Below are 24,659 nucleotides of genomic sequence, written 5' to 3'. Positions count from 1 at the left end.
GTGGCAATTAACTAATTTAATTATGGATTTAATTTTAACATGCCACCGGTCAGCACCTGTTCCTCGCTACCATCTGCTGATAATTTTTTGGTATTGACATGATATTCATCTTTCGCAGTATTCTTAATTATTTTTCCACTAATCGTAATTTCTCCATTCTCCAACAAGGTAATGCTCGACTCTCCACAAATAAACTCGATCTTCTCTTCTGAAGAAACGCTGATGGTTTTTTTTACCTTTATTGTTTGCTTCCCTTCATGAAGGGTAATTTCCTGATCTCCTTTATCTATATCGGTTGTTTTATTTCCTTCAGTAACTTCGGTGATCTGATTATTAACTACCGTTGTTTTTTGATCATTAGCTACCGTCACCGTCTGGTCATGACCACCTGCCTTTTTACTGCCCACCTTCACTGTTTGCCCCACAACCACCGTCTCCGTATGGTTGTTGTTTACCGTCGTGGTCCGGTCGTGCAGCACCTCCGTATCCATGTTCTTCTGCGCATGGATATACACCCGCTCCTTTCCGGTGGCGTCATCAAACGTCAGCTCGTTAAATCCGCCGCCTTTATAGGTTTTCGAGCGGATGGTCATCTGCGTTTTCGTGCCCGGCAGACTGCCCGGTGGGCGGTTGTCCTGGTGGTAGGTGCGTCCCATGATGATGGGCTGGTCCGGGTCGCCGTTGAGGAAGTCCACAATAACCTCCTGGCCCACACGCGGAATGGCGAGATTGCCAAATCCCGTTCCCGCCCACACCTGCGATACCCGTACCCAGCACGAACTGTCCTCATTCCCCGGACAGTAACGGTCCCAGTGAAAACGTATCCGCACCCGGCCATGTTCGTCACAGAAGATTTCTTCCCCGGCCGGGCCGGTGACGATGGCGCTCTGTGGGCCGTCTACGGAGGGCTTCGGCAGGGGAGGGACACGCCATGTTCTGTCGGCCGGGATAACCTCGAAACGATTGCTGAGAGTGGTTCCTGTTCCCTGACTGCCATGCAGTGCCTGCGGCTGGTCTCCTGCCAGTACGCTACCCACAATCTGCCATTCCCTGTTCAGCGATACTGATGGATGTCCTGTCAGGGTAAAGCGCTTCCCCGGCCACATTTTTGGTGAGTTACTGTAACCTGTTGCTGTCTCTGCATTATGTCTCCGGCCCTCAATCTGGTAGCGGGCAAACGCCTGTCCGTGGGATTCGTCTTTGAAACGTCCGGGATAATCGAAGATTTCATACTGCGTGAGTTGGCCGTTCAGGTTCTCAGCAGCGCGGTTGTAATAGCCGGGCCAGGCGGGCGTTTTGAAGGTGTAGTCCTGAGTTTCGACGGATGAAGGCCGTATCTGCGCATGATATCTGAACTGGCTGATGTGTTCGGTGGATGCCTCGGCCGTCGTATTCGGATTAAATGGCATGGATCCCAGTGACGATACTCCTGCCACATCATCGCAAAGTACCAGCTTTTGCTCTGTCCCTTCCGGAGTGCACCAGTCAAAATAAAAGATGCCTTCTTCTGACCACAGGCGGTTCAGGAAGGCAAGGTCAGTCTCACCGTACTGCACGCAGAACTCGCGTGCCGGGTGCGGCTCATAAAATACCGGGGTCCACCCGGTGATACCATTTTCACTGAGCAGGGTGGAGGAGATGGCTTTGATATCCTGCTGCTGGAAGATGCGGAAGTTCTGGCGTAAACCGCTTCTCCAGAGTGGTGGTGAGATAATTATATGGTATCCCATCTGCCAGTGATTGTTTTCACTGAGGGTTACGGCAGAGACAATACCACTGATATAGCGTAATGGCTCCATTCCCTGCCAGATGGTCAGTACGGCATTTTTTTCCAGGAAATCAGTTGCGGTCAGGTCAGAAAGACCGCTGGCAATATCCACTATTAGCTGGAAAGGTTTTGAGTAATGCTGAGTAAGTCGAAAACTGACCACCGCGGTGGTCATTTCCGACAGACCGTCCACTGCCAGTGTGAAGCGCAGTCCTTTTAACGACATATTACCTCCTGATGGTGATTGTCAACGGATTTACCTCAAATTCTCTTACAATGCTTTTATTAATTTGGTTGTTTAGTAGAGGAGTGAAACATCAGATAACTATATCCTGTAAGTTTAATTTTTCATCAATGTTTATTCTGTAACTCATGTTAATTCTTATCTTGCATTTTGTTAGCAGAAAATACATGTCTCCTGGATTTATCTGGGCCGTTATATTAGACGGTCGTGTCATTCAGTCGGGTATATAGAATCCATTAGTAAGAAGTTTTTTCTTTATTGTTTTTCTACATTCCGATAGTTGTTTTCCATACCTTACTTGGCAGTAATTATACAATTTATCATTCTCATTTTTGGTTGTTGGTGAATCTCTTAGAATGTCAGAAGGCGAGACAGGTAATTCAAAAAATAAAGTTGATGATATGGTGTGTTTAATGAAAGGAATTGGTATCCAGGGCATGTCGCCTTCTTCATAGTATAGCTGTTTATCTATTCCAAGTAGAAAATATAAAAAAATAGATAAGATGATAAATTTATGGAATGAATGGGATCGCATATATAATATTGTACTCGAGAAAAATTTTCATTCGAAAACAAGTGTTAATTTCAGGGGGCACTTAACTTGAACTTTGTTCTGAGATTGGCAGCAATCTGAAGACCATAAGTTCCTGGACAAGCACGACCTAAGCCATTTAAAGAGGCAAACTCCCTATGTCCTCCTAACTGTGTGATTGGGAAAAATTTTATAAGAGTCCTAACTAAGACGTTAATAGCATTTTTCTGTTTATCGGTAGGTATATCAACGGATATATCCCAGTCATCCTTAACTTGTCCGGCAAACTCACTTAATGATCCCCATCGGGATGGTCCAAATTGTGAGGCTTCACCTGGTAAACTAAAATCTGATAAAAAAACTATACCAATTTTTCCTGTGTTTGCCCCTTTTAGGTGAGCGCCTTTTTCTCTTATATCCAGAGCTTCATAAACTACACCTGTGCAATCTATAGCATAATGATAACTTAAGTGATTAAAACTTTTGATGTCGGTTTCTTCAGCCTGGCGCATTTTAGCTTCCCCATCTTTAGTACATGAGTAACTATTTCCAGCATGATGTATTACAATTGCAGGATAGTCCCAGTCTTCACCATCACTTCCTGGGGTGGTTTTTGCTTTCCAATCACTTCGTTTTCTGACAGTTATTCCTGCTTCATGCAAGTCAGAAAATATAGATTCCCTTACCTCGTTCTTTTTTTTACGTTCTTTTATGGACTTTGATATTGCATCAAGCCCTGTATGAATCAACTCTTCAGTTACTTTATAATAATCGTTTTCCATATTAAGACCGTTTGAATGTAATTGATGACTAAATGCTCATGAATTTATAAATTAACGTGTTGATTTTATTGTGAATTTTATGATGACCATCGTGCGGGAAATATACTTCTCTTATGTGTTCACACTGCAAAATCATCACAGCCATAGGTCTACGTGCGTTACGTACTACCCGGCCTGCTTTCCCTTTAATTACTCTACTATTTGGCACTGCTATCTATTCTGCTTCCATTGTAAAACTCTGTCCTTTTAACGACATATCAACCTCCCTAAAGTATGACTCTCGCTATTTAGTGACTGTGACGGTACGTACAGTGTTACGCTTGCGTTCAGGCACGCTACCGCCGAAGTTTCCGGCGTCCGCCATCTCCCGTAAAAACGTAATTCCTTACTGACAGCCTTCTTCTTTATTGATTGCCTGTGGCGCAATACAAAAACAGCACCCTGCCCGTGAGGGCCGGATGCTGTGGTTTTAACTTATGCTTCCAGCGGTGCACGCCAGTCGTCAGCACCGGAAGTACCGGACTTGATGTGTTCCCACTCGACTTTACGGTACGCCAGTGATACGGCGAGCAGTTGAGTGAACTCACGCTGTGTCGGGTCCTGGCAGTGCGGCATATGCAGGTTCATATCCACAATCGTTGAGTCCGTCAGGCGGGTAGTGAAGTAATGTTCCTGCTTACCTTCGACAGAAGTGCGCCACCAGTGCAGTTCAACTTTTGGCAGCATCTCACCGGACGCCAGCGCGTTATACAGTAGCGGAACGGCTTTATTCAGCGCCACGGTAAAGATGAATGGCTTGTGGGCACGCTGGCCTGCGGGCTGACCGGACTGTGGGTCGGTTGGCACGGTGACGTTGTGCAAAAACTCCTGCACCAGCATTTCGTCTTCGTGGCCCTGCACATAGATGTTACCGACAGAATCGGCGGTGAATGCGCCAGCGGTGATATTGCCCTGAGTCTGGCCTGTTATTGAAATGTAACATGGGGTTGGCATTTGTCGTGCTCCTTGTGGGTGTTGTTAACAACTATTTCCGGTGGTCTGCCGTTAATTCCCGACAGGCCGATAATAATGCGGCTCACTCCAGGAGTCGCATTATGCTTCTGCATCCGGCTTACGAACAAACCGAAGATGTGGTAACTCGATGAATGATATTTAATATTTATTAATTATGTTTTTAATTTAATCTAAATATATATTGTCAACTATTGCAATTCATTTTCTCAGATGCCTATGTCTGGAAATGGACATTGGTTAATCATGAATAATATTATATTCGCTGCATTTTATTGAGAAAAGTCTGTGAGGTGTTTCTTAATATGTTTCATCCTTTTATCCATAAGTTTTATACATAGCAATCCATTATAATTATTCCTGATAATGCATAAAATAAATTCATTTAAATTCAATGCGTTATGGTTTTGCATTGTGCGATTTGTGTTGCTTTTGTTTCTTCTGTACTTATATCTATCGAGCGGATAATAAAATCATACCCTTCTTTCAATTGAAGAAAAAGATCTTTTAAAATTTATCATTGAGCGTAAAATGCGGAGCATGAAGGGTGTGGAATTTATCTTTTACTGCCACTGGAACGGCATTGTTAGTAATTTTTTGTAGTAACGAAAATGCTGTGTTCATGGCTCGAGCGACAATCTTACGGACTATTTTTATGAGCAGCAGAAAAAATGACAGCAGTGGCAGTATTGCCCCTAAAGAACGTGTAAATATTAAATTTCAGCCGAAAACAGGAAACCAGACAGCAGAAGTGGAACTGCCGCTTAATTTATTAGTAACCGGCAATCTGACAGGTGGAACAGATGACACTCCGCTGGACGAACGCCAGCCTGTTGCTATTAATCGTAACAATTTTAACGCCGTGCTGGATCAGGCGGATATCGGGCGTGATTTTACAGTGCCCTCTGCGCTTAGCGAAGCTTCTGATGTACGTATGAACGTCAATCTGAAAGTGAAATCACTGGCCGATCTGTCACCGGACAATATTGCCGCCCAGGTTCCGGAGATGCGCAAAATGCTGGAACTGCGCGAAGCGCTGGTTGCACTCCGGGGGCCAATGGGCAATATGCCAGCCTTCCGTGCGCAACTTCAGGCTCTGCTTGCTGACGAAAAGAGCCGCGAACAACTGATTGCGGAGCTGGGCCTCGCTGGCCGGAAATAACTTGTACAAGGATTTCAGTATGTCAGAAACCACCTTACCGGAAGCGCTTGCTTCCACTGCATCTGTCGCCGCACCCAGCCTGCTGGATGAGATCATGGCGCAGACCCGTTTTAAACCAGAATCAGAAAGCTACGATATCGCCCGTCAAGGTGTGACTGCCTTTATCACCGCACTGTTGCAGGATGATGAGGCAGAATCAGTCGATATCCTGGCCGTTAACGGCATGATTGCTGATATTGATGCGCGTATGGGCCGCCAGATGGATCTGATCCTCCATGCCCCGGAGTTTCAAGAGATGGAGTCGTTCCTACGCTCACTGAAGCTGCTGGTTGACCATGCCGATCCGCGTGAAAACATCAAAATTCACATCATGCACGCTACTAAAGAAGAGCTGTTAGATGACTTTGAATTTTCAGCGGAAATAACCCAGTCTGGGTTCTATCGGCATGTCTATTCCAGCGGTTTTGGTCAGTTTGGCGGTGAGCCGTTTGCCGCAGTGATTGGCAATTACGCTTTTAACAATACCGCTGCTGATATGAAGCTGCTGAAGTATGTTAGCGCCGTCAGTGCGATGAGCCACTGCCCATTTCTGTCTTCCGTATCACCGGAGTTCTTTGGTCTGGATTCGTTTACCGAACTTCCTGGCATTAAAGACGTTGCTGCTATTTTTGAAGGCCCGGCCTACACCAAATGGCGTTCGTTGCGCGAGTCCGAAGATTCCCGCAATCTGGGCCTGACAGCACCGCGTTTCCTGCTGCGTCATCCTTATGCACCGGATGAAAACCCGGTTAAGAGCTTTAACTACCATGAAAACGTCAGCAAAAATCATGAGCATTATCTGTGGGGAAACACGGCTTTTTTGCTTGCGGCAAACATGGCTGAAAGTTTCATGTCCACCCGCTGGTGCCCAAATATCGTCGGTCCGCAGAGCGGTGGCGCGGTAAAAGATTTGCCGGTGCATTTATATGAAGCCATGGGCCAGCTTCAGGCCAAAGTTCCGACCGAAATTCTCATTACCGACCGGCGGGAGTATGAACTGGCGGAGCAGGGCTTTATTACTCTGACAATGCGCAAAGGCTCTGATAATGCGGCATTTTTCTCTGCCAATTCGGTTCAGAAACCCAAAGTGTTCCCTAACACGGTGGAAGGGAAGGAGGCTGAAACCAACTACAAACTTGGTACGCAGCTCCCTTATCTTTTCATCATTAACCGACTGGCGCACTACATCAAAGTATTGCAACGCGAACAGCTTGGTTCATGGAAAGAAAGAGGGGATCTGGAGCGTGAGCTGAACGGCTGGATACGCCAGTACGTAGCTGACCAGGAGAACCCGCCTTCTGACGTGCGCAGCCGTAAACCGCTGCGTCAGGCGAAGATTGAAGTCTCTGATGTGGAAGGTGAACCAGGCTGGTACCAGGTTGCTCTGAGCGTCCGTCCGCACTTTAAGTACATGGGGGCATCATTTGAGTTGTCCCTGGTCGGGCGTCTGGATAAAGAGTAGTCACCATGATAATGGAGCGGGAGTCTGGGGGGAGTCTGTTTGAACGTATCGGGGAGGCGGCAAAACCATCTTCACGCCAGTGCCCAAAGACGGCGCTGTTGCATTCTATACGCGATAACCTGCGCAATATCCTCAACACCCGTTCCGGTAGCTGTTATGGCTCACCGGAGCTGGGGATCACGGATTTTATCGACAGGCCACCCGAGCGCCAGAACATCCGGGAATGGATGGTTCAGGCGATCCAGAACTGTATTCTGCGTTACGAACCCCGGATATCGGATGTGGCGGTGACTGCTGCCACAGAGGATAGCCATGCGCCACTGAACCTGCGTTTTCATATTGTGGCATATATGGATTTCAGCGACAGGCAGGATGTCCTGGAGTTTGACATTCTGCTGGATAACCACCAGCACTGGTGCGTGGAGTAAACCTGATGGCCTTCGAAGAGCGTTATTACCGCGAAGAACTGGACTATCTGCGTCAACTGGGCAAACTTCTTGGTCGTGAAAAACCCCATCTTGCCCGTTTTCTGGCCGAGAAAGAGGGCGATCCTGATGTGGAACGCCTGATGGAGGCATTTGCTTTCCTTTCTGGTGGCCTGCGGCAAAAGCTGGAGGATGAGTTCCCGGAGTTTACGCACAGCCTGATTAATATGCTGTGGCCCAATTATTTACGTCCTGTGCCGTCAATGGCCGTGGTTGAATACAACCCTGTTGCGACACAGTTTTCTGCGCCCGTTCAGGTTTGTCGTGATGAACTGATTTGCTCAGGCCCGGTTCGCGTGACGTCTTCGGGACGTAAGATTCTGGCCGGGGATGATGCTACCCAGTCTCCTGTATGCCATTTTACTCTGGCACGCGATACCTGGCTGCAACCGTTACATATTCGCGATGTGCGTAACACCAGCACGCTGAAAAAAGGGTACGTTGACATTGATTTTTTCACCGAAGGTAGTGTTTCTCCCGACACATTGGATCTGAATAAACTCACTTTCTGGCTGGGAAACGGAGATGACTATACCCGCCAGCAACTCTATTTATGGTTCAGTGAGCGGTTAATGGATGCGGAACTGGTGGCTGGAGAGCGGCGTATTCCCCTACCGGATTTGTGGCTGAACGCAGCTGGGTTTGAACGGGAAGATGCACTATTGCCGTGGCCGAAAAACGTCCATAGTGGCTATCGCGTGCTTCAGGAGTATTTTTGCTACCCGGAGAGCTTTTTCTTCTTTCATTTACAGGGGGCCACGTCGCTACCGGCAGACTTCCCGGTCGGCGCGTTTACACTGCGTTTGCATTTTAATCTGCCATTACCTGTGGATATCAAGCTTCGCAAAGATTCACTGCGCCTGTACTGTACGCCGGTGGTGAATTTATTCGCTCACCATTCTGAGCCTGTCAGGCCGGACGACAGTTCACCGCAATATGCGTTACGGGCCAGTCAACAGAACCCGGAACACTATGATGTTTTCCAGGTGAAGACGGTTTCCAGTAAGGTTGCAGCGTCGGATAAAACTCCCGGTCCTGATGAAGCAATACATATCTGGCCTGAGTTTGAAGGGTTTCAGCATCAGATCGAGTACAGCCGTCAGCGTGAAGTTGTCTACTGGCACCACCGCACCAGAACCTCCCTGTTTCATCGTGGTCTGGAACACGCCATTGCCTTTGTTCACGCCGATGGCAATCAGCCCGACCCTTCCCGACTGAACGGTGAAGTATTCACCGCTTCGCTGGTGTGCACTAACCGAATGTTACCTGCGTCACTGCATACCGGCGATATCTGCGTTCCTGTTAACAAAAATCCAGCGGTGGCATCGTTCAGCAACGTTACGCGCCCGACCCGTCCTCTGTATCCAGTAACGGATGGCGATATGCACTGGTCGCTGATTTCCTGCATGAACCTGAACTACCTTTCGCTGTTGGACCGGGAGGCGCTGATCCAGGTGTTGCGTACCTTCGATATGCCGGGTATCCACCATCCACAGCAGGCACGGCTTTCCTCACAGAAGCTCGATGCCATCGAAAAAATGGAATCCCGCCCGGTTGACCGTCTGTTTAAAGGCGTCCCGGTTCGCGGTCTGTCCACCACGCTGTGGATCAATCCCGCCCCCTTTGTCTGTGAAGGCGAGATCTACCTGTTGGGTACCGTACTGTCATACTTTTTTGCGCTGTACGCCAGCATCAACTCATTTCACTGCCTCAAAATTATTAACACGGAAAGTCAGGAGTCCTGGGAATGGCAACACACAGGCCAGCACGCCCTGATGTAGGGGAAACGCTACCGCTCCCGGATGTGCGCGGGATGAATTTTTATGTGCTGATGGAGTCACTGTACCGCCAGTATGGTGAGCCGGGCTGTGAACCATCCCTGCGCACCGAACCGGAGCATGAAGTGGCGCTGTTCAAATCTGATGCCAGTATTGCCTTTCCGGGCAGCGATCTGAGTACGCTTGAACGCAGTGACAGCGGGCAGTTTATCCTGACGACAAAATTCCTGGGCTTCTCCGGCAGTCAGTCGCCGCTGCCCGGCTATTACCTGGATCGGATGGCGCGCGAATCTGCGCAAAATGAAGAGGGGCTGAAAGCGTTCCTCGATCTGTTCAGCCACCGCTGGACGCAGTTTGCTTACCATGCCTGGCGCAAATACCGCTATTACGTCTGTTTTCGCAACGGTGGAACTGATGTCTTTTCACAGCGGATGTATGCGCTGGTGGGCCTGGGCAATCAAAGCGTGCGAGACAAACTCGCCATCAATCACAGCAAAATGCTGGCCTACGCCGGGATACTGGCAACACCTGGGCGCTCGCCGGACGTGGTAAGTAACCTGGTCAGCCACTGCTTCGATTTACCTGATGTCAGCATCGAAAATTGGCAGTTGCGTAAGGTAGTCCTTGAACCCGCGCAACAAAACCGGCTGGGCGTGCGTAATCCTAAACGGAAAACGGCCGGGTATGTGCCGGGCCGCTCGGTGATCGGCGTTAATTTTACCCTCGGTGCCAGAGTGCCGGATCGCAGTGGAAAATTTCTGTTGCGGATCGGTAATCTCTCGATGGCGCGCTACCTCTCTTTTTTACCGGAAGGCGAAAACCACCAGGCGCTGACGATGTTTGTCTCCTTTCTGCTACGCGATCAGTTCGCCTGGGATCTGCGGCTTGATCTCGCACCGGACCAGGCGAAGGGAATGCGGCTGGGCGATCGCTCTCGATCCTGTATCGGACGCACGGCGTTTATCGGCCAGCCGAAAATGCCGCCAACCGTCACCCTCCATATTAGGGATTAATTTAATGGAAACGCAAATGGCTGAGGAAATAACGCACGCTCCCGTACTCTCACTGACGCTACAGGTGATGAACGGTAACGAACTGGAGAGCGGACGCGCCGCAAAATGTCTGTTTACCGCCGATGGCGGGGAAATTGGCAACGCATCCACCTGCCACTGGCCGGTGCAGGATAGGGCGGGTTCTGTTGCCGAACGCGCCTGTCAGGTGGTGATGCATGACGGCACATTTTGTCTGAAAAGCCTGGTATCGGGGCTGATGATTAACCTGGCACCGGTGTCCACGGAGACCGGGCTGGTGCGCCTGCGGCAGGGCGATGAGGTCGTTCTGGGGGCGCTGGCGCTGAAGGTATTTATCCACAATGGACAGCTGGTCAGCTACAGCGAACAGATGGCGGCACCGGAAACCATCGTCACCAACCGTGACCGCCTGGCAGACGCGCTGCTGACGACGAACGGTCAGCCTGCGTATCCGGGCATGCCCCGAATGCACCAGCTTGCGGATACCGTGGTCAACAGCTTTTCCGCCGATCCGCTTCAAGCACTCCAGATGGAAAGTCTGACAGTGGCAGGCGATCCGCTTGCGGGGATTGTCCCTGTCCGCTCTTCTGTTCCTGACAGGGATGGCGTGATCGACACCCCGTTTATGGATTTACCGCCGCGGTATTCCGATCAACAGACTCGCTACGAGGATGCGGCATCACCGACAGATACTGCCCAGCTCCATCTTGCCGTGACCCCGCTGTTGCGTGGGCTGGGCGGCTCGCTTGCCGTGCGTAACTCACAGGATGCCGATGATTTTCTGGAAGAAGCAGGGCGGACGTTGCAGGCGGCGATAAAAGGTCTGCTTGAGCTACAACAGCGCCGCAACAGTCTGTCGGACAAGCATCTGCGCCCGCTGGAAGATAACCCGCTGCGCCTGAATATGGACTATACCACCGCCCTTGACGTGATGTTTGCCGAAGGCAAAAGTCCAGTGCATCTGGCTGCACCCGCTGCCGTTGGTGAGAGTCTGCGCAATATCCGTCATCACGAAGAGGCCAACCGCGCCGCGATTGTCGAATCGCTGCGCGTGTTGCTGGATGCGTTCTCGCCGCAGAGCTTGATGCGCCGCTTTGTGCAGTACCGGCGCAGCCATGAACTGCGAAAGCCGCTGGATGATGCCGGTTCCTGGCAAATGTACTGCGATTACTACGACGAACTGGCCTCCAGCCGCCAGCAGGGTTTTGAAATGCTGTTTAACGAAGTCTATGCCCAGGTGTATGACCGGGTACTGCGCGAAAAACAGCGGGAGCCGGAAGCATGACAGGACGTTTTTTTCGTTTCTGCATGGTGATGTTGCTTTTCAGCCTCACCCTGACAGGCTGCGAAATGGTGAAAAAGCTCGGCCAGGTGATTAAGAACCCGGATGTTCAGGTCGGGAAACTGGCAGATCAGTCATCGGAGGTAACGGTCACGTTACTGACCGAGCCTGACACGAATATCAATGTGGACGGTGAGGCGGCTGCGGTCGATGTGCAACTGATTTATATGAGCGATGACTCGAAGTTGCAGGCGGCTGACTACGACATGGTTGCCAGCACGCCGCTGCCGGAGGTACTGGGGAAAAATTATATCGACCACCAGGACTTTAACCTGCTGCCGGATACCATAAAAACGTTGCCGCCAGTGAAACTGGATGAAAAAACGCAGTTCATTGGTGTGGTAGCGTACTTCTCTGATGACCAGGCCAATGAGTGGAAGCAAATCGAACCAGTAGAAGGGGTGGGTCATCACTACCGTCTGCTGGTGCATGTACGACAGGGCAGTATCGAAATGAAGAAAGAGGACAACTGAGAATGGCGACCATGAAAAACAGGGTGATCTGGCAGGAAGGTCTGTTTGCCCTGCCGCAGCACTTCCAGCAGCAGCAGCGTCATCAGGAATATTTGCTGAACCAGCGTATGAGTGCGCAGGATGATTTTGCCTGGGGATTCACCTCGTTGTCGATCAATACCGAGCTGCTTGCCCAGGGGAAACTGATGCTGGACTACGCGACGGGTTGTATGCCGGATGGCACGGTGTTCAGCATTCCGGAGCAGGATCAACTCCCTCTGCCGTACCAGCCGCTCGATCTCTCCCGATCCGGCAGCAATGATATTTATTTGGCATTGCCCGTTATCAGTGATATCACCTGTGAAATTGAAGGTCGCCGGAGTGCTGGGCAGGGAACAGAGCGTTACCGCCTGACCCAGGCCGATACCCGCGATTTGCATTCCGATGATGGCGACGTGCAGCCTATCGTGCTGGGACAACTGGCACCGAAAATCGTCAGCGGCGCGGACGATCTCAGCGCCATGGTCACGCTGCCGCTGTGCCGTATCCGCAGCCAGCAATCTGGTGGCGCACTGGTGCTGGATGACAGCTTTATCCCGACCAGTCAGGCCATCCGCGTAAGCCCCGTGCTGAACGGATTTGCTGGCGATGTGCAGGGGCTTCTCAGCAACCGCGCCAGCGAGCTGGCAAAACGTATCGGTTCGCCGGAGCAGAGCGGTATCGCAGATGTGGCTGAGTTCATGATGTTGCAGATGCTTAACCGCAGCCAGATGCACTTTACTCATCGTACCCACCTACACACCCTGCACCCGGAAACGTTTTATCTGGATCTGGTCCGCTTACTGGGGGAACTGATGACCTTTACGGAAGACAGTCGTCTGCCTTGTCCGGTGGAGCCCTACGACCACCGTAATCTTACGCAGTCGTTTAATTCCGTAATCCCGGAGCTGCGCCGGGCGCTCAACACCGTACTGATGCCGCGTGCGCAGAATCTGCCACTCGTCTTCTCTGACGGGTTTTATGTTGCCACGGTTAACGATCCGACCCTGTTGCGCTCCGGCACATTCATTCTGGCGGTGCGCTCACGGATGCCGCACAGCCAGCTTATTCACCAGTTTACCCAGCAGTCAAAAATCGCGGCCACCAACAAAATCCGCGATATGGTCAGTGTGCAGGTACCAGGTGTACCGCTGACGCCGCGAACTGCCGCCCCGCGCCAGTTACCGTACCACGACGGTTTTGTTTACTTCGAGCTGGACAAAGGTGCTGCTGCCTGGTTGGACGTGGTGAAAGCCGGTGCGCTGGCGCTGCATATTTCCGGCACCTTTCCGGATCTGGGGATACAGTTGTGGGCGATAAGGGGTTAATCCATGAATGAGTCGTTCGTTCCGTCCATTGACAGTCTGACCACAGGGAACCCGTCGGGAAAGGTCAATACTGCGCCGCAGCTCGCGGACGAAGGTCTCTCTGGTCGCCAGTACCGATTGGCTCTGCGCGGCAACAGCATAAACCCGATGATTGACGCCGCCACACCCCTGCTGGGGATGGTGATGCGCGTGGACGGGATGAACAGCCAGAGTATGCCGGAACACCTTTTTGCGCAGGTGGTGACGGACGTTCAGGCTGTGGAGCAACTGCTACAGGAACAGGGCTACGAGCCGGGCGTGATTGTCTCGTTTCGTTATGTTCTCTGCACCTTTATTGATGAAGCTGCACTGGGGAACGGCTGGTCGAACAAAAACGAATGGATCAAACAGTCGTTACTTGTGCATTTCCATAACGAAGCCTGGGGCGGTGAAAAAGTGTTCATCCTGCTGGAGCGCCTGATTCGTGAGCCAAAGCGCTATCAGGATCTGCTTGAGTTTTTATTTCTGTGCTTTTCGCTGGGATTTCGCGGGCGCTACAGGGTGGCTGCGCAGGATCAAGGGGAGTTTGAACAGATATATCGCCGCCTGCATCACGTTTTGCATCAGCTTCGTGGCGATGCGCCTTTTCCGCTGCTGCATCAGGATAAAAAAACGCAGGGCGGACGCTATCAGCTTATCAAACGATTGACCATCCGACATATTCTCTGCGGCGGCATCGTCGTGCTGGCGCTGTTTTATTTCTTTTATCTGCTGCGGCTGGACAGCCAGACGCAGGATATTCTGCATCAACTGAACCGGCTGCTTGCCAGGTAAGGACACGACATATGATCCAGATTAATCTGGCCTCTCTGGTTAAGCATCTTAACCCGTTTTCCCGCCAGGCGCTGGAGGCGGCGGCAGCAGAGTGTATGAGCCAGCAGGCAACGGAAATCACCGTGGCACATGTGCTGTTGCAGATGCTGGCAGCGGTGCGCAGTGACGTGAGGGTGATTGCTGACCGGGCAGAAATTGATACAAATGCGCTTCGCCAGGCACTGAAGGTGGAAAATTACACGACGTCGCGAGCGACAGACAGCTACCCGGCATTTTCGCCGATGCTGGTCGAGTGGCTGAAAGAGGGCTGGCTGCTGGCCTCTGCCGAGATGCAGCATAGCGAGCTGCGCGGTGGAACACTGCTGCTGGCTCTGCTGCATTCGCCGCTACGCTATGTCCCGTCTGCCGCTGCCCGGTTGCTCATCGGCATCAACCGCGATCGCCTGCAACAGGACTTTGCTGAGTGGACGCGCGAGTCGGCGGAGTCAGTCGTACCGGATGCTGGCGGGCGGACCGTCAGTACTAAAAACGATACCGGCGACAGCCTGCTTGGCCGCTACGCCAAAAACATGACCGCAGACGCCCGTAACGGCAAACTCGATCCGGTCCTGTGCCGCGATAATGAAATCGACCTGATGATCGATATTCTCTGCCGTCGCCGCAAAAATAACCCGGTCGTGGTCGGTGAGGCGGGCGTCGGTAAGAGTGCGCTCATTGAAGGACTGGCGCTTCGTATTGTCGCAGGCCTGGTGCCGGACAAGTTGCGCGATACCGATATTATGACGCTCGATCTTGGCGCATTGCAGGCGGGCGCATCCGTTAAGGGTGAGTTCGAGAAGCGTTTTAAGGGGCTGATGGCAGAAGTCATTCAGTCACCCAACCCCGTCATTCTGTTTATCGACGAAGCCCACACGCTGATTGGCGCGGGGAATCAGCAGGGCGGGCTGGATATCTCTAACCTGCTCAAACCGGCGCTGGCACGCGGCGAGCTGAAAACCATCGCCGCCACCACCTGGAGCGAGTACAAAAAATATTTCGAGAAAGACGCCGCCCTGTCGCGCCGTTTCCAGCTGGTGAAAGTCAGTGAACCCACGGCAGCAGAAGCGACCATTATTCTGCGCGGCCTGTCGGCGGTATATGAGCAATCGCACGGCGTATTGATTGATGATGAAGCCTTACAGGCAGCGGCGACGTTAAGCGAGCGTTACCTCTCTGGTCGTCAGTTGCCGGATAAAGCCATCGACGTACTGGACACAGCCTGTGCCCGCGTGGCGATTAACCTCTCGTCGCCGCCGAAGCAAATTTCGGCGCTGACCACCCTGCGTCACCAGTGCGAGGCGGAAATGCGCCAGCTTGAGCGTGAAATCCGCATCGGCCTGCGGTCGGATACCTCACGACTGACTGAAGTTATCGTCCAGTATGACGAAACGTTGACCGAACTGGATGAACTGGAAGCGGCATGGCACCAGCAGCAGGCGCTTGTGCAGAAGATTATTTCGCTGCGTAAAGGGCTGCTGGAAGAAGAAACGGAAGCCAACAGCAGTGAAGACATCATGCTACCGGACGCTGACGATAACGTCGTATCAACGGATGAACCCGAGGCCGAGCAGACGGGCGCGGAACCTGAAATCCCTCCTGCTGTTCGTCTCGTGCAGCTAACTGCTGAACTGGAGACGTTGCACCATACGCAACTGCTGATTTCCCCGCACGTCGATAAAAAACAGATTGCCGCCGTGATTGCCGAATGGACTGGCGTGCCGCTTAACCGCCTGTCGCAAAACGAAATGTTAGTGATTACTGACTTACCTCAGTGGCTGGGTGAGACCATAAAAGGCCAGGATCTGGCGATCAGGCACCTGCATAAACACCTGTTGACCGCCCGCGCCGATCTGCGCCGTCCGGGACGACCGCTTGGCGCATTCCTGCTGGCTGGCCCCAGCGGTGTGGGTAAAACCGAAACCGTACTACAGCTGGCAGAACTGCTTTATGGCGGTCGCCAGTACCTCACCACCATCAATATGTCGGAATTCCAGGAGAAACACACCGTTTCGCGCCTGATTGGCTCCCCTCCGGGCTATGTCGGCTACGGTGAGGGTGGCGTACTGACCGAAGCGATTCGCCAGAAACCCTACTCTGTGGTGCTGCTCGACGAGGTGGAAAAAGCGCACCCGGATGTGCTCAATCTTTTTTACCAGGCGTTCGACAAGGGCGAGATGGCCGATGGTGAAGGCCGGTTGATCGACTGCAAAAATATCGTCTTTTTCCTGACGTCTAACCTCGGATACCAGGTGATTGTCGAACATGCCGACAATCTGGAATTAATGCAGGACGCGCTGTACCCGGTGCTGGCGGACTTCTTCAAACCCGCGCTGCTGGCGCGTATGGAAGTGGTGCCTTACCTGCCGTTATCTAAAGAAACGCTCTCGGTCATTATCGCCGGGAAGCTGGCAAGGCTGGATAACGTGCTGCGAACCCGCTTTAACGCGGAAGTGGTGATTGCATCGGCTGTCACTGACGAAATCATGCAGCGCGTTACCCGCGCCGAAAACGGTGCGCGAATGCTGGAATCGGTTATCGACGGCGAGATGCTGCCGCCACTGTCCCTGTTGCTGTTGCAGAAAATGGTGGCGAGCATCGCCATTGCCTGCATTACGCTGGACGTAGTGGACGGCGCATTTACTGCTGACATTGAAGATGTGCCGGATGAGGATACTCAGTCCGAACTCAAAACAGAGGACGAAGCTGTTTTATGAGCAGAATGCAGACGCTCCGGCAAACCGGACTGCTGATGGCTGGCCTGCTGGCAGGATTGTCTGCGGGTATTTCGTTCGCGAAAACGCCACCCGTACCCGGCGTCGTGGCCGCGCTGAGCAGCACCACATCCCCCGAGCCGGATACACAGACCACGCTGAAAGCGATGCAGTCCTGTCGCCGGGAGCCTGCGGCGCTGGAACGACTCGACTGCTATGACCATATTTTGGCTCCGGGGCAATCCGGTTTTGATGGCGCGCTGGTAAAGGCCCGTTATGAAGGTGAGGCCTGGAAACGGGCTTTTGCTCAGGAAAAACAGCGTCCGGACAACTCCACCGCATTGATGATAACGCAAAGCGACGGAGAATATCCGATGGTGATTATCACCACGCCCGCTATCGGCAACGTCCCGCCGCGTCCGGTACTGATGTTCAGTTGCGTGGACAACATCAGCCGGATGCAGGTGGCGCTGACACATTCCATGACGTCCAGTGATATCGCCGTGACGCTGACTACTGATCACGGGCGCTTTCAGTCTCGCTGGTTTATCCGTGAAAACGGCACCCTGCTGGAGTCCAGCCGGGGATTATCCGGAATCGACGAAATTAAACAGCTTTTTGGTGCAAAAACGCTGACCATCGACACGGGTACGGACAGTGCGGCCGGGAAACTGACCTTTAATATTGACGGGCTGGCGAAAACCATCGCGCCGCTGCGCGATGCCTGTCACTGGGCGGGAGAATAATAAAATGGCAATGGACTTATGTAACCCGGATACCTGGATATCGCATCTGCTGGAAAATCTGCCGGAAGACAAACTGACCTCTGTGCTGAAAGATGATAATCCTGACTGGGAATATATTGACGGCGACATGCTTAAACTCGGCTCTCTGGCTCACAGCCAACTGGATATCCCGGAAATTCAGCGCCGGGGGTTGACGCTCCTGGCCTCTAAAAGCAAGGATTTTCGCCTGCTGACCCATCTTTTACGTACCCTGCAGCACGCCGGTGATCCGCTGCTGGCGCTGCGTTTGCTGGCGCTTTATGTGGAGCATTACTGGACGGTGGCAGCACCGGGAATGGCGCATAAAAAACGTTTTGCCGCCCAGGTCATAAAGCGTTTTGAGGCGGGCATTTCCGGTTTTGCAGAGAATGCTGCTGCGACGCAGCGCGATCTGTTGTTGGGGGAACTGGCAAAACTGGCGCTACTGTGGCAGGACAATAACGCGACTGAACTGGCGCAGGCAACGGACGATGTTGCTGCGCTGTACATGCGGGCATTTCGCGACAGCGAACCTGCCGCAACACCCGTTGCAGCACAATCTGCCGTCGCTTCTGTACCGCTTTCTACTGCGCCGGTCGCATCTGCACCTGCGCCATCTTCGGTAGCCCCCGCACCGGTGATGAATATTGACAGCCATGACGACAAAGCCTGGCGCGATACGTTGCTGAAAGTCGCTGCCATTTTATGCGAACGCCAGCCGGACGTGCCGCTTGGCTACTGTCTGCGTCGCCATGCGCTGTGGCTGGCAATTACCTCCGCGCCGCAGGCTGAAAGTAACGGACGCACACCGCTGGCCGCGTTCCCTGCCGATATGATGGATGATTTTCATGCGCGTCTGAACAATGCCGACATGACGCTGTGGCAACAGGTAGAGAAAAGCGCACTTCTGGCGCCCTATTGGTTTGACGGTCATTACCTTTCAGCGCAGGTTGCGCAGCGGCTGGGCTACACCGCCGTGGCAGAGGCTATCCGTGAAGAAGCTATCGGTTTTCTTACCCGTTTGCCCCAGCTTTCCACTCTGCTGTTTAACGACCATACGCCCTTTATCAGCAGTCAGACAAAACAGTGGATGACCGCCTCGCCGTCCTCCGCTCAGCCCGTATCAGCACAGCAATCCGGCGAGGAATGGCAGAACGCCTTGGCCTGTTTTACTGAACAGGGGCTGGAGGCTGCATTACGGTATCTGGATACGCTGCCCGAAGGTTCCCCCCGTGACCAGTTTTACCGTCAGTATTTTGGCGCACAACTGATGGACGATGCTGGAATGGCAAAAATGGCGCAGCAACAGTTTCGGATGCTGTTCAACACCGGCTTGCGAATAGTGCTGGCAGAGTGGGAACCATCGCTACTTGAGCAGCTTGAACAGAAGTTCACGGCAGAACAGTAAGAGATAACAGGAGTTTTTGTGAGAATACCGACCCCCCGACTGTTTAGTGGCATGAAATCAGTTCTGCGACCCGCGATGCCACGGTTTAAGGTCTCCGCGTTCTGGCTGCTGGTGCTGGCATGGGTTTTCCTGCTGGTGTGGATCTGGTGGAAAGGCCCGTCATGGTCGTTGTATGACGAGCTGTGGCTTAAACCGCTGTCCAATCGCTGGCTGGCGACGTCGGCATGGGGGATTATCGCCCTGGGGTGGCTCACCGTCCGGGTGATGAAGCGCCTGCAACAGCTTGAGAAACAACAAAAACAACAACGTAAGGAAGCGCAAGACCCGCTGAGCGTCGAGCTGAATGCGCAACAGCGTTACCTCGACCGGTGGTTACTGCGCCTGCAACGCCATCTCGACAACCATCGTTATCTGTGGCAACTACCGTGGTATATGGTCATCGGCCCTGCCGGGAGCGGTAAAACCGCACTGTTACGTGAGGGATTTCCGTCCGATATCATTTATACGCCGGAAACGGTACGTGGTGCAGAGCAACGTGTGTACCTGACGCCGCATGTCGGCAAACAGGCGGTGATTTTTGATATTGATGGCACGCTCTGTGAACAGCCGGATGCTGATGTCCTGCACCGTCGATTATGGGAGCACGTTCTGGACTGGCTGGTGGAAAAACGTGCCCGCCAGCCGCTGAACGGGATCATTATCACTCTCGACTTACCTGACCTGCTGACGGCTGACAAACGCCGTCGTGAGCATCTGTTGCAGACGCTGCGCAGCCGTTTGCAGGATATGCGCCAGCACCTCCACTGTCAGCTACCGGTTTACGTGGTGCTGACGCGGCTGGATTTGTTACACGGCTTTGCCGCCCTGTTTCAGTCACTGAACAAAAAAGATCGCGATACGATTCTGGGTGTTACCTTCACCCGCTGCGCTCATGAAAACGAGGACTGGCGCGCGGAGCTGGATGCTTTCTGGCAGACATGGTGCGATCAAATGAACCATGCCTTGCCGGATCTCATGCTCTCGCAGACGCATATGCGCAGTTCCCTGTTCAGTTTTTCCCGCCAGATACAGGGAAGCCGGGACTACCTGGTCGCCCTGCTCGACAGCCTGCTGGACGGTGAAAATATGGATGTGATGCTGCGTGGGGTATACCTCACTTCGTCACTGCAACGGGGCCAAATGGATGACATCTTTACGCAATCTGCCGCCCGGCAGTATCGGCTGGATGGCAGTCCGCTGAACGCCTGGCCGCTGGTGGATACCGCATCTTACTTTACCCGCAATCTGTTTCCACAAGCGCTGCTGGCCGAGCCAAATCTGGCTGGAGAAAGCCGCACCTGGCTGATAAACAGCCGTCGCCGTCTTACGGCTTTTTCCGCAGTGGGTGGGGTGGCGACATTACTGCTCATCACCGGATGGCACCATTATTATAATAATAACTACGCCTCCGGCGTACAGGTGCTGAAACAGGCGGAAGCCTTTATGGCGATCACGCCTCCGCAAGGGATTGATGACTACGGTAATATGCAACTACCGCTGCTGAACCCGGTGCGCGACGCGACGCTGGCCTATGGAAACTGGGATGACCGCAGTCGCCTGGCGGATATGGGATTGTATCAGGGACGGCGCGTCGGGCCGTATGTCGAACAAACCTATCTGCAACTGTTGGATCAGCGCTTTTTGCCTGCGCTGTTTAACGGTCTGGTGAAAGAAATGAATGCTGCACCGCCAGAGAGCGAAGAAAAACTCGCCGTGTTGCGTGTGATGAGAATGCTGGAGGATAAAAGCGGACGTAATCATGAAGTGGTCAAGCAGTACATGGCGAAGCGCTGGAGTGACGAGTTCCACGGCAAGCAGGACATCCAGGCGCAACTGATGTCGCACCTCGACTACGCGTTGAAGCACACCGACTGGCACGCAGAGCGTACAGCGGGCGACGGGGATGTCATCAGCCGCTGGACACCGTATGACGGTCCGGTGGTGGCTGCACAGAAAGAGTTAAGTAAACTACCTGTTTACCAGCGTGTTTACCAAAGTCTGAAAACACGGGCGCTTGGTGTCCTGCCTGCCGATCTGAACCTGCGCGATCAGATTGGTCCGACGTTCGATCAGATCTTCGTTGCCCCTGATGACAACAAACTGGTGATTCCGCAGTTTCTCACCCGCTATGGCCTGCAAAGTTATTTTGTGAAGCAACGTGATGCGCTGGTAGAACTGACAGCGATGGATTCCTGGGTGTTGAATCTTACCCAAAGTGTCAAATACAGCCAAGCCGATCGTGCTGAAATTCAGCGCCAGTTGACCGAGCAGTATATCAGCGACTATACCGCCACCTGGCGGGCGGGGATGGACAACCTCAATGTGCGCGATTATGAATCCATTGTACAACTGACCGGCTCACTGGAGCAGGTTATCAGCGGCGATCAGCCGTTGCAGCGTGCGCTGACGGCGCTGCGGGATAATACGCAGCCAGCCATTCTCTCTGAAAAGCTCTCTGATAAAGAGCGAGAAGATATGCAGGCAGAGCCGGATTATCGCCTGCTGACGCGTCTCGGACATGAGTTCGCACCGGAAAACGCTACCCTGGCAGTGCAGAATAACAAGGAAAATACCTTACAGGCGGTCTATCAGCAGCTAACGGAACTGCATCGCTACCTGCTGGCTATCCAGAATGCGCCGGTACCGGGGAAATCGGCGCTGAAAGCTGTTCAGCTCCGCCTTGACCAGAACAGCAGTGACCCTATATTTGCTACCCGCCAGATGGCGAAAACGCTTCCTGCACCACTTAATCGCTGGGTGGGTAAACTCGCCGACCAGGCCTGGCATGTGGTGATGGTGGAAGCGGTTCACTATATGGAAATTGACTGGCGTGACAACGTGGTGAAACCGTTCAACGAACAGCTTGCAAATAACTATCCGTTTAATCCACGTTCATCCCAAGATGCCTCGCTGGATGCATTTGAACGTTTCTTTAAACCGGACGGTGTGCTGGATACCTTTTATCAGCAGAACCTGAAACTGTTTATTGAGAATGATTTAAGTCGTGACGGGGGGGACGGCGTGATTATCCGTGAGGACATCATCCGGCAACTGGATACCGCGCAGAAAGTCCGTGACATATTCTTCAGTAAGCAGAATGGCCTGGGAACACAGTTTGCGGTGGAGACCGTCTCGCTTTCCGGCAATAAGCGCCGCAGTGTACTGAATCTGGACGGGCAATTAATTGACTACAGCCAAGGGCGTAATTACACCGCTCATCTGGTCTGGCCGAACAACATGCGGGAAGGTAATGAAAGCAAACTGACGCTGGTTAGCACCAATGGTGGGGCACCGCGAAGTATCAGTTTCAGTGGGCCGTGGGCGCAGTTCCGGCTATTTGGCGCAGGCCAGTTAACCAGCGTGGAAGAGGGGACATTCAGCGTGCGCTTTAACGTGGACAGTGGCGCGATGGTCTACCGGATACACGCTGATACTGAAGACAACCCGTTTAGTGGTGGACTGTTCAGTCAGTTCCGGCTAACGGACACGCTGTACTGAGGAAGGAGACCGGGATGAGCAACGACGCACTCATACAAACTATCGTCACTGGCAGTGATCCGCGTAATCTGCCGGAGTTCATCGCTATTCGCGAGGAAATCAACAAGGCTAGCCACCCGTCTCAGCCGGAAATGAACTGGAGGCTGGTGGAATCGCTGGCGCTGACAATTTTTAAGGCTAATGGCGTGGATTTGCACACGGTCACTTACTACACCCTGGCGCGTACCCGCACGCAGGGGGTGGTCGGTTTTTGTGAAGGAGCCGAACTGCTGGCGGCAATGATTACCCATGAATGGGACAAATTCTGGCCGCAGGGTGGATCTGCTCGTACTGATATGCTGGACTGGCTTAACACCCGTAGCGGAAATATCCTGCGCCAGCAGACCTCCTTTGCGGAAAGCGACCTACCTCTGCTGTACCGTACCGAACGGGCCTTACAGCTTATCTGTGACAAACTCCAGCAGGTGGAGCTTAAACACCCGCCGCGTGTGGAGAATCTGCTTTATTTTATACAGAACACGCGCAAACGGCTGGAGCCGCAACCCCGGAATAATACAGATGCTGTCCCACAGGCCACCGTCAGAACGCTGGTCTATGCCCCGGAAAGTAATGCGCCCATGGTTACTGAGACACTCTCTTCTCTCCCCGAATTGCCGGAGATGAGGGTGGAAGTCCGTGGTCTGGCGGATAATGGGTGTATTGCCGATCAGGGCAGTCCGGTGAAAGGTTTTATGGCCGGTATCGCCGCTACTGCGGTTATCGCCGCAGTACTCTGGTGGTGGCAGGTGTACCCGATGCAACAGCAACTGGCACAGGTCAGGGATACGGCACAGGGCGCGGCAACGGTCTGGCTGACATCACCGGACCTGGACAGTTACGGACAACAGTTGCAACTGCTTCCTGATACGTCGCCATTACAACTGCTGGAGACCGGGATGCAGATGATGCGCACAGCGGACACTCGCTGGCCGGAAAGCCTGCAACAACAACAGGCCTCTGCTCAGTGGAGTGAAACCCTGAAAACTCGAGCACAGAACAGTCCACAGCTACGGGGCTGGTTACAGACTCGCCAGGATTTACACGCCTTTGCTGACCTTGTGATGCAGAGCGAGAAAGAAGGACTGACACTTTCTTATATAAAAAATGTCATCTGGCAGGCCGAGCGTAGGCTGGGGCAGGAGACACCGCTGGAATCATTACTGACGCAGTACCATGACGCTCGGACACAGGGTCAGAACACGCAGGCGCTGGAAAAACAGATTAATGAGCGACTGGACGGCGTGTTAAGCCGCTGGATGCTGCTGAAAAACGGCGAAATGCCGGAAGCGACAACTGAAATCAAATCCGGAAAATAACGACGAAATAAAAGGAGTTTACTATGGCAAATCCGGTTTATATGACATTGAACGGCGACCTTCAGGGGCTGATCTCCGCAGGCTGTTCTTCCATGGCCTCCATTGGCAATAAAGCGCAGATTACGCATACGGATCAGATTATGGTGCTGGGTTTGTCCCACGCACTGACTCGCGCACAGAATGTGAATCATCAGACGCTGGTGATCCAGAAGCCGGTGGATAAATCCTCCCCGTTACTGACTAAAGCCATCAGTGAGAATGAGTGTCTGACCTGCGATTTTGAGTATTATCGTACCAACCGCTTTGGCATTAATGAACTGTATTACAAAGTGAAGCTGATTAATGCCCGTATCGCCAGCATCAAGCATGTTGTGCCGCACACCATTAATAACAGCCAGGGGCAACCGGAAGAATCATTGTCACTGAGCTATGAAAGTATTACCCAGGAGCACTGTATTGCTGGAACCAGCGCCTATAGCTTGTGGGAGGAGCGGCTTTTCTGAGGAATATACATTGTGAAGAGTATTTATTTCGATCCAATCATCATTGCAGCTCTTGTCTGCAAAAATATCTGGGG

17 protein-coding genes and 1 pseudogene are annotated in these 24,659 nt (G+C 52.7%); 15 read left to right on the top strand and 3 right to left on the bottom strand.

Features of this window, described 5'->3' with window-relative positions; all coding sequences use genetic code 11:
• Nucleotides 1–20 precede the first annotated feature (20 nt).
• The 3 genes from OGX83_RS19360 to OGX83_RS19350 all read right to left on the bottom strand — a co-directional run bounded on the left by OGX83_RS19360 (nucleotide 21) and on the right by OGX83_RS19350 (nucleotide 4,319).
• On the bottom strand, nucleotides 21–1,994 hold the full coding sequence (locus tag OGX83_RS19360) for a type VI secretion system Vgr family protein (protein WP_286588915.1): 1,974 nt from the start codon (nucleotides 1,992–1,994) through the stop codon (nucleotides 21–23).
• 603 nt (nucleotides 1,995–2,597) lie between these two features.
• Nucleotides 2,598–3,326, bottom strand: a complete 729-nt coding sequence (locus OGX83_RS19355) for a peptidoglycan recognition protein family protein (RefSeq protein WP_071445514.1) — start codon at nucleotides 3,324–3,326, stop codon at nucleotides 2,598–2,600.
• A gap of 474 nt (nucleotides 3,327–3,800) precedes the next feature.
• Nucleotides 3,801–4,319, bottom strand: a complete 519-nt coding sequence (locus OGX83_RS19350) for an Hcp family type VI secretion system effector (protein WP_047408665.1) — start codon at nucleotides 4,317–4,319, stop codon at nucleotides 3,801–3,803.
• A 673-nt stretch (nucleotides 4,320–4,992) separates the two neighbouring features.
• On the opposite strand from OGX83_RS19350, the gene tssB reads away from it, so the two are divergent.
• From tssB to OGX83_RS19275, 15 genes and pseudogenes are all read left to right on the top strand, one after another.
• Nucleotides 4,993–5,499 carry a type VI secretion system contractile sheath small subunit gene (gene tssB, locus OGX83_RS19345; protein ID WP_071445512.1) on the top strand — a complete coding sequence of 169 codons (507 nt, stop codon included), beginning with the start codon at nucleotides 4,993–4,995 and terminating at the stop codon, nucleotides 5,497–5,499.
• Between the two features lie 19 nt (nucleotides 5,500–5,518).
• Nucleotides 5,519–7,000, top strand: coding sequence for a type VI secretion system contractile sheath large subunit (gene tssC, locus OGX83_RS19340; RefSeq protein WP_234096503.1), 1,482 nt, complete (start codon nucleotides 5,519–5,521; stop codon nucleotides 6,998–7,000).
• A gap of 5 nt (nucleotides 7,001–7,005) precedes the next feature.
• Complete coding sequence (gene tssE / locus OGX83_RS19335; RefSeq protein ID WP_286588914.1) at nucleotides 7,006–7,428, top strand: type VI secretion system baseplate subunit TssE; 423 nt, start codon at nucleotides 7,006–7,008, stop codon at nucleotides 7,426–7,428.
• A 5-nt stretch (nucleotides 7,429–7,433) separates the two neighbouring features.
• The gene (gene tssF, locus OGX83_RS19330; RefSeq protein WP_213753051.1) at nucleotides 7,434–9,266 is read left to right on the top strand and encodes a type VI secretion system baseplate subunit TssF; all 1,833 of its coding nucleotides are present in this window, start codon (nucleotides 7,434–7,436) and stop codon (nucleotides 9,264–9,266) included.
• Nucleotides 9,233–10,276 (top strand): type VI secretion system baseplate subunit TssG, encoded by a 1,044-nt coding sequence (gene tssG, locus OGX83_RS19325; RefSeq protein WP_071445502.1) that lies wholly within the window; start codon nucleotides 9,233–9,235, stop codon nucleotides 10,274–10,276. The genes tssF and tssG overlap by 34 nt, the downstream gene beginning before the upstream one ends.
• A gap of 28 nt (nucleotides 10,277–10,304) precedes the next feature.
• The gene (tagH, locus tag OGX83_RS19320; RefSeq protein ID WP_370766617.1) at nucleotides 10,305–11,579 is read left to right on the top strand and encodes a type VI secretion system-associated FHA domain protein TagH; all 1,275 of its coding nucleotides are present in this window, start codon (nucleotides 10,305–10,307) and stop codon (nucleotides 11,577–11,579) included.
• A gap of 23 nt (nucleotides 11,580–11,602) precedes the next feature.
• Nucleotides 11,603–12,109: a type VI secretion system lipoprotein TssJ gene (gene tssJ / locus OGX83_RS19315; RefSeq protein WP_410724586.1), complete on the top strand. Its 507-nt coding sequence runs from the start codon at nucleotides 11,603–11,605 to the stop codon at nucleotides 12,107–12,109.
• Nucleotides 12,110–12,111: 2 nt separating this feature from the next.
• On the top strand, nucleotides 12,112–13,455 hold the full coding sequence (gene tssK, locus OGX83_RS19310; protein ID WP_234096508.1) for a type VI secretion system baseplate subunit TssK: 1,344 nt from the start codon (nucleotides 12,112–12,114) through the stop codon (nucleotides 13,453–13,455).
• Between the two features lie 3 nt (nucleotides 13,456–13,458).
• Complete coding sequence (gene icmH / locus OGX83_RS19305) at nucleotides 13,459–14,268, top strand: type IVB secretion system protein IcmH/DotU (RefSeq protein WP_286588910.1); 810 nt, start codon at nucleotides 13,459–13,461, stop codon at nucleotides 14,266–14,268.
• 11 nt (nucleotides 14,269–14,279) lie between these two features.
• Nucleotides 14,280–17,021: a type VI secretion system ATPase TssH gene (gene tssH, locus OGX83_RS19300; RefSeq protein ID WP_286588908.1), complete on the top strand. Its 2,742-nt coding sequence runs from the start codon at nucleotides 14,280–14,282 to the stop codon at nucleotides 17,019–17,021.
• Complete coding sequence (gene vasI, locus OGX83_RS19295) at nucleotides 17,018–17,764, top strand: type VI secretion system-associated protein VasI (RefSeq protein WP_186412996.1); 747 nt, start codon at nucleotides 17,018–17,020, stop codon at nucleotides 17,762–17,764. Before tssH ends, vasI begins: the two co-directional genes overlap by 4 nt.
• Nucleotides 17,765–17,768: 4 nt before the next feature.
• Nucleotides 17,769–19,190 (top strand): type VI secretion system protein TssA, encoded by a 1,422-nt coding sequence (tssA, locus tag OGX83_RS19290; protein WP_502873522.1) that lies wholly within the window; start codon nucleotides 17,769–17,771, stop codon nucleotides 19,188–19,190.
• Nucleotides 19,191–19,241: 51 nt separating this feature from the next.
• Nucleotides 19,242–22,727, top strand: a complete 3,486-nt coding sequence (gene tssM / locus OGX83_RS19285; protein WP_502873524.1) for a type VI secretion system membrane subunit TssM — start codon at nucleotides 19,242–19,244, stop codon at nucleotides 22,725–22,727.
• Nucleotides 22,728–22,741: 14 nt separating this feature from the next.
• A pseudogene (locus OGX83_RS19280) lies at nucleotides 22,742–24,194 on the top strand (VasL domain-containing protein).
• On the top strand, nucleotides 24,106–24,585 hold the full coding sequence (locus tag OGX83_RS19275; protein ID WP_047408701.1) for an Hcp family type VI secretion system effector: 480 nt from the start codon (nucleotides 24,106–24,108) through the stop codon (nucleotides 24,583–24,585). Before OGX83_RS19280 ends, OGX83_RS19275 begins: the two are co-directional and overlap by 89 nt.
• Nucleotides 24,586–24,659: the final 74 nt, after the last annotated feature.

The organism is Citrobacter sp. Cpo074, assembly GCF_030332745.1.
GTDB classification, from domain to species: domain Bacteria; phylum Pseudomonadota; class Gammaproteobacteria; order Enterobacterales; family Enterobacteriaceae; genus Citrobacter; species Citrobacter portucalensis.
The sequence above is the reverse complement of the archived record's forward strand: the minus strand, read 5'-3'. Positions and strand labels throughout refer to the sequence as shown.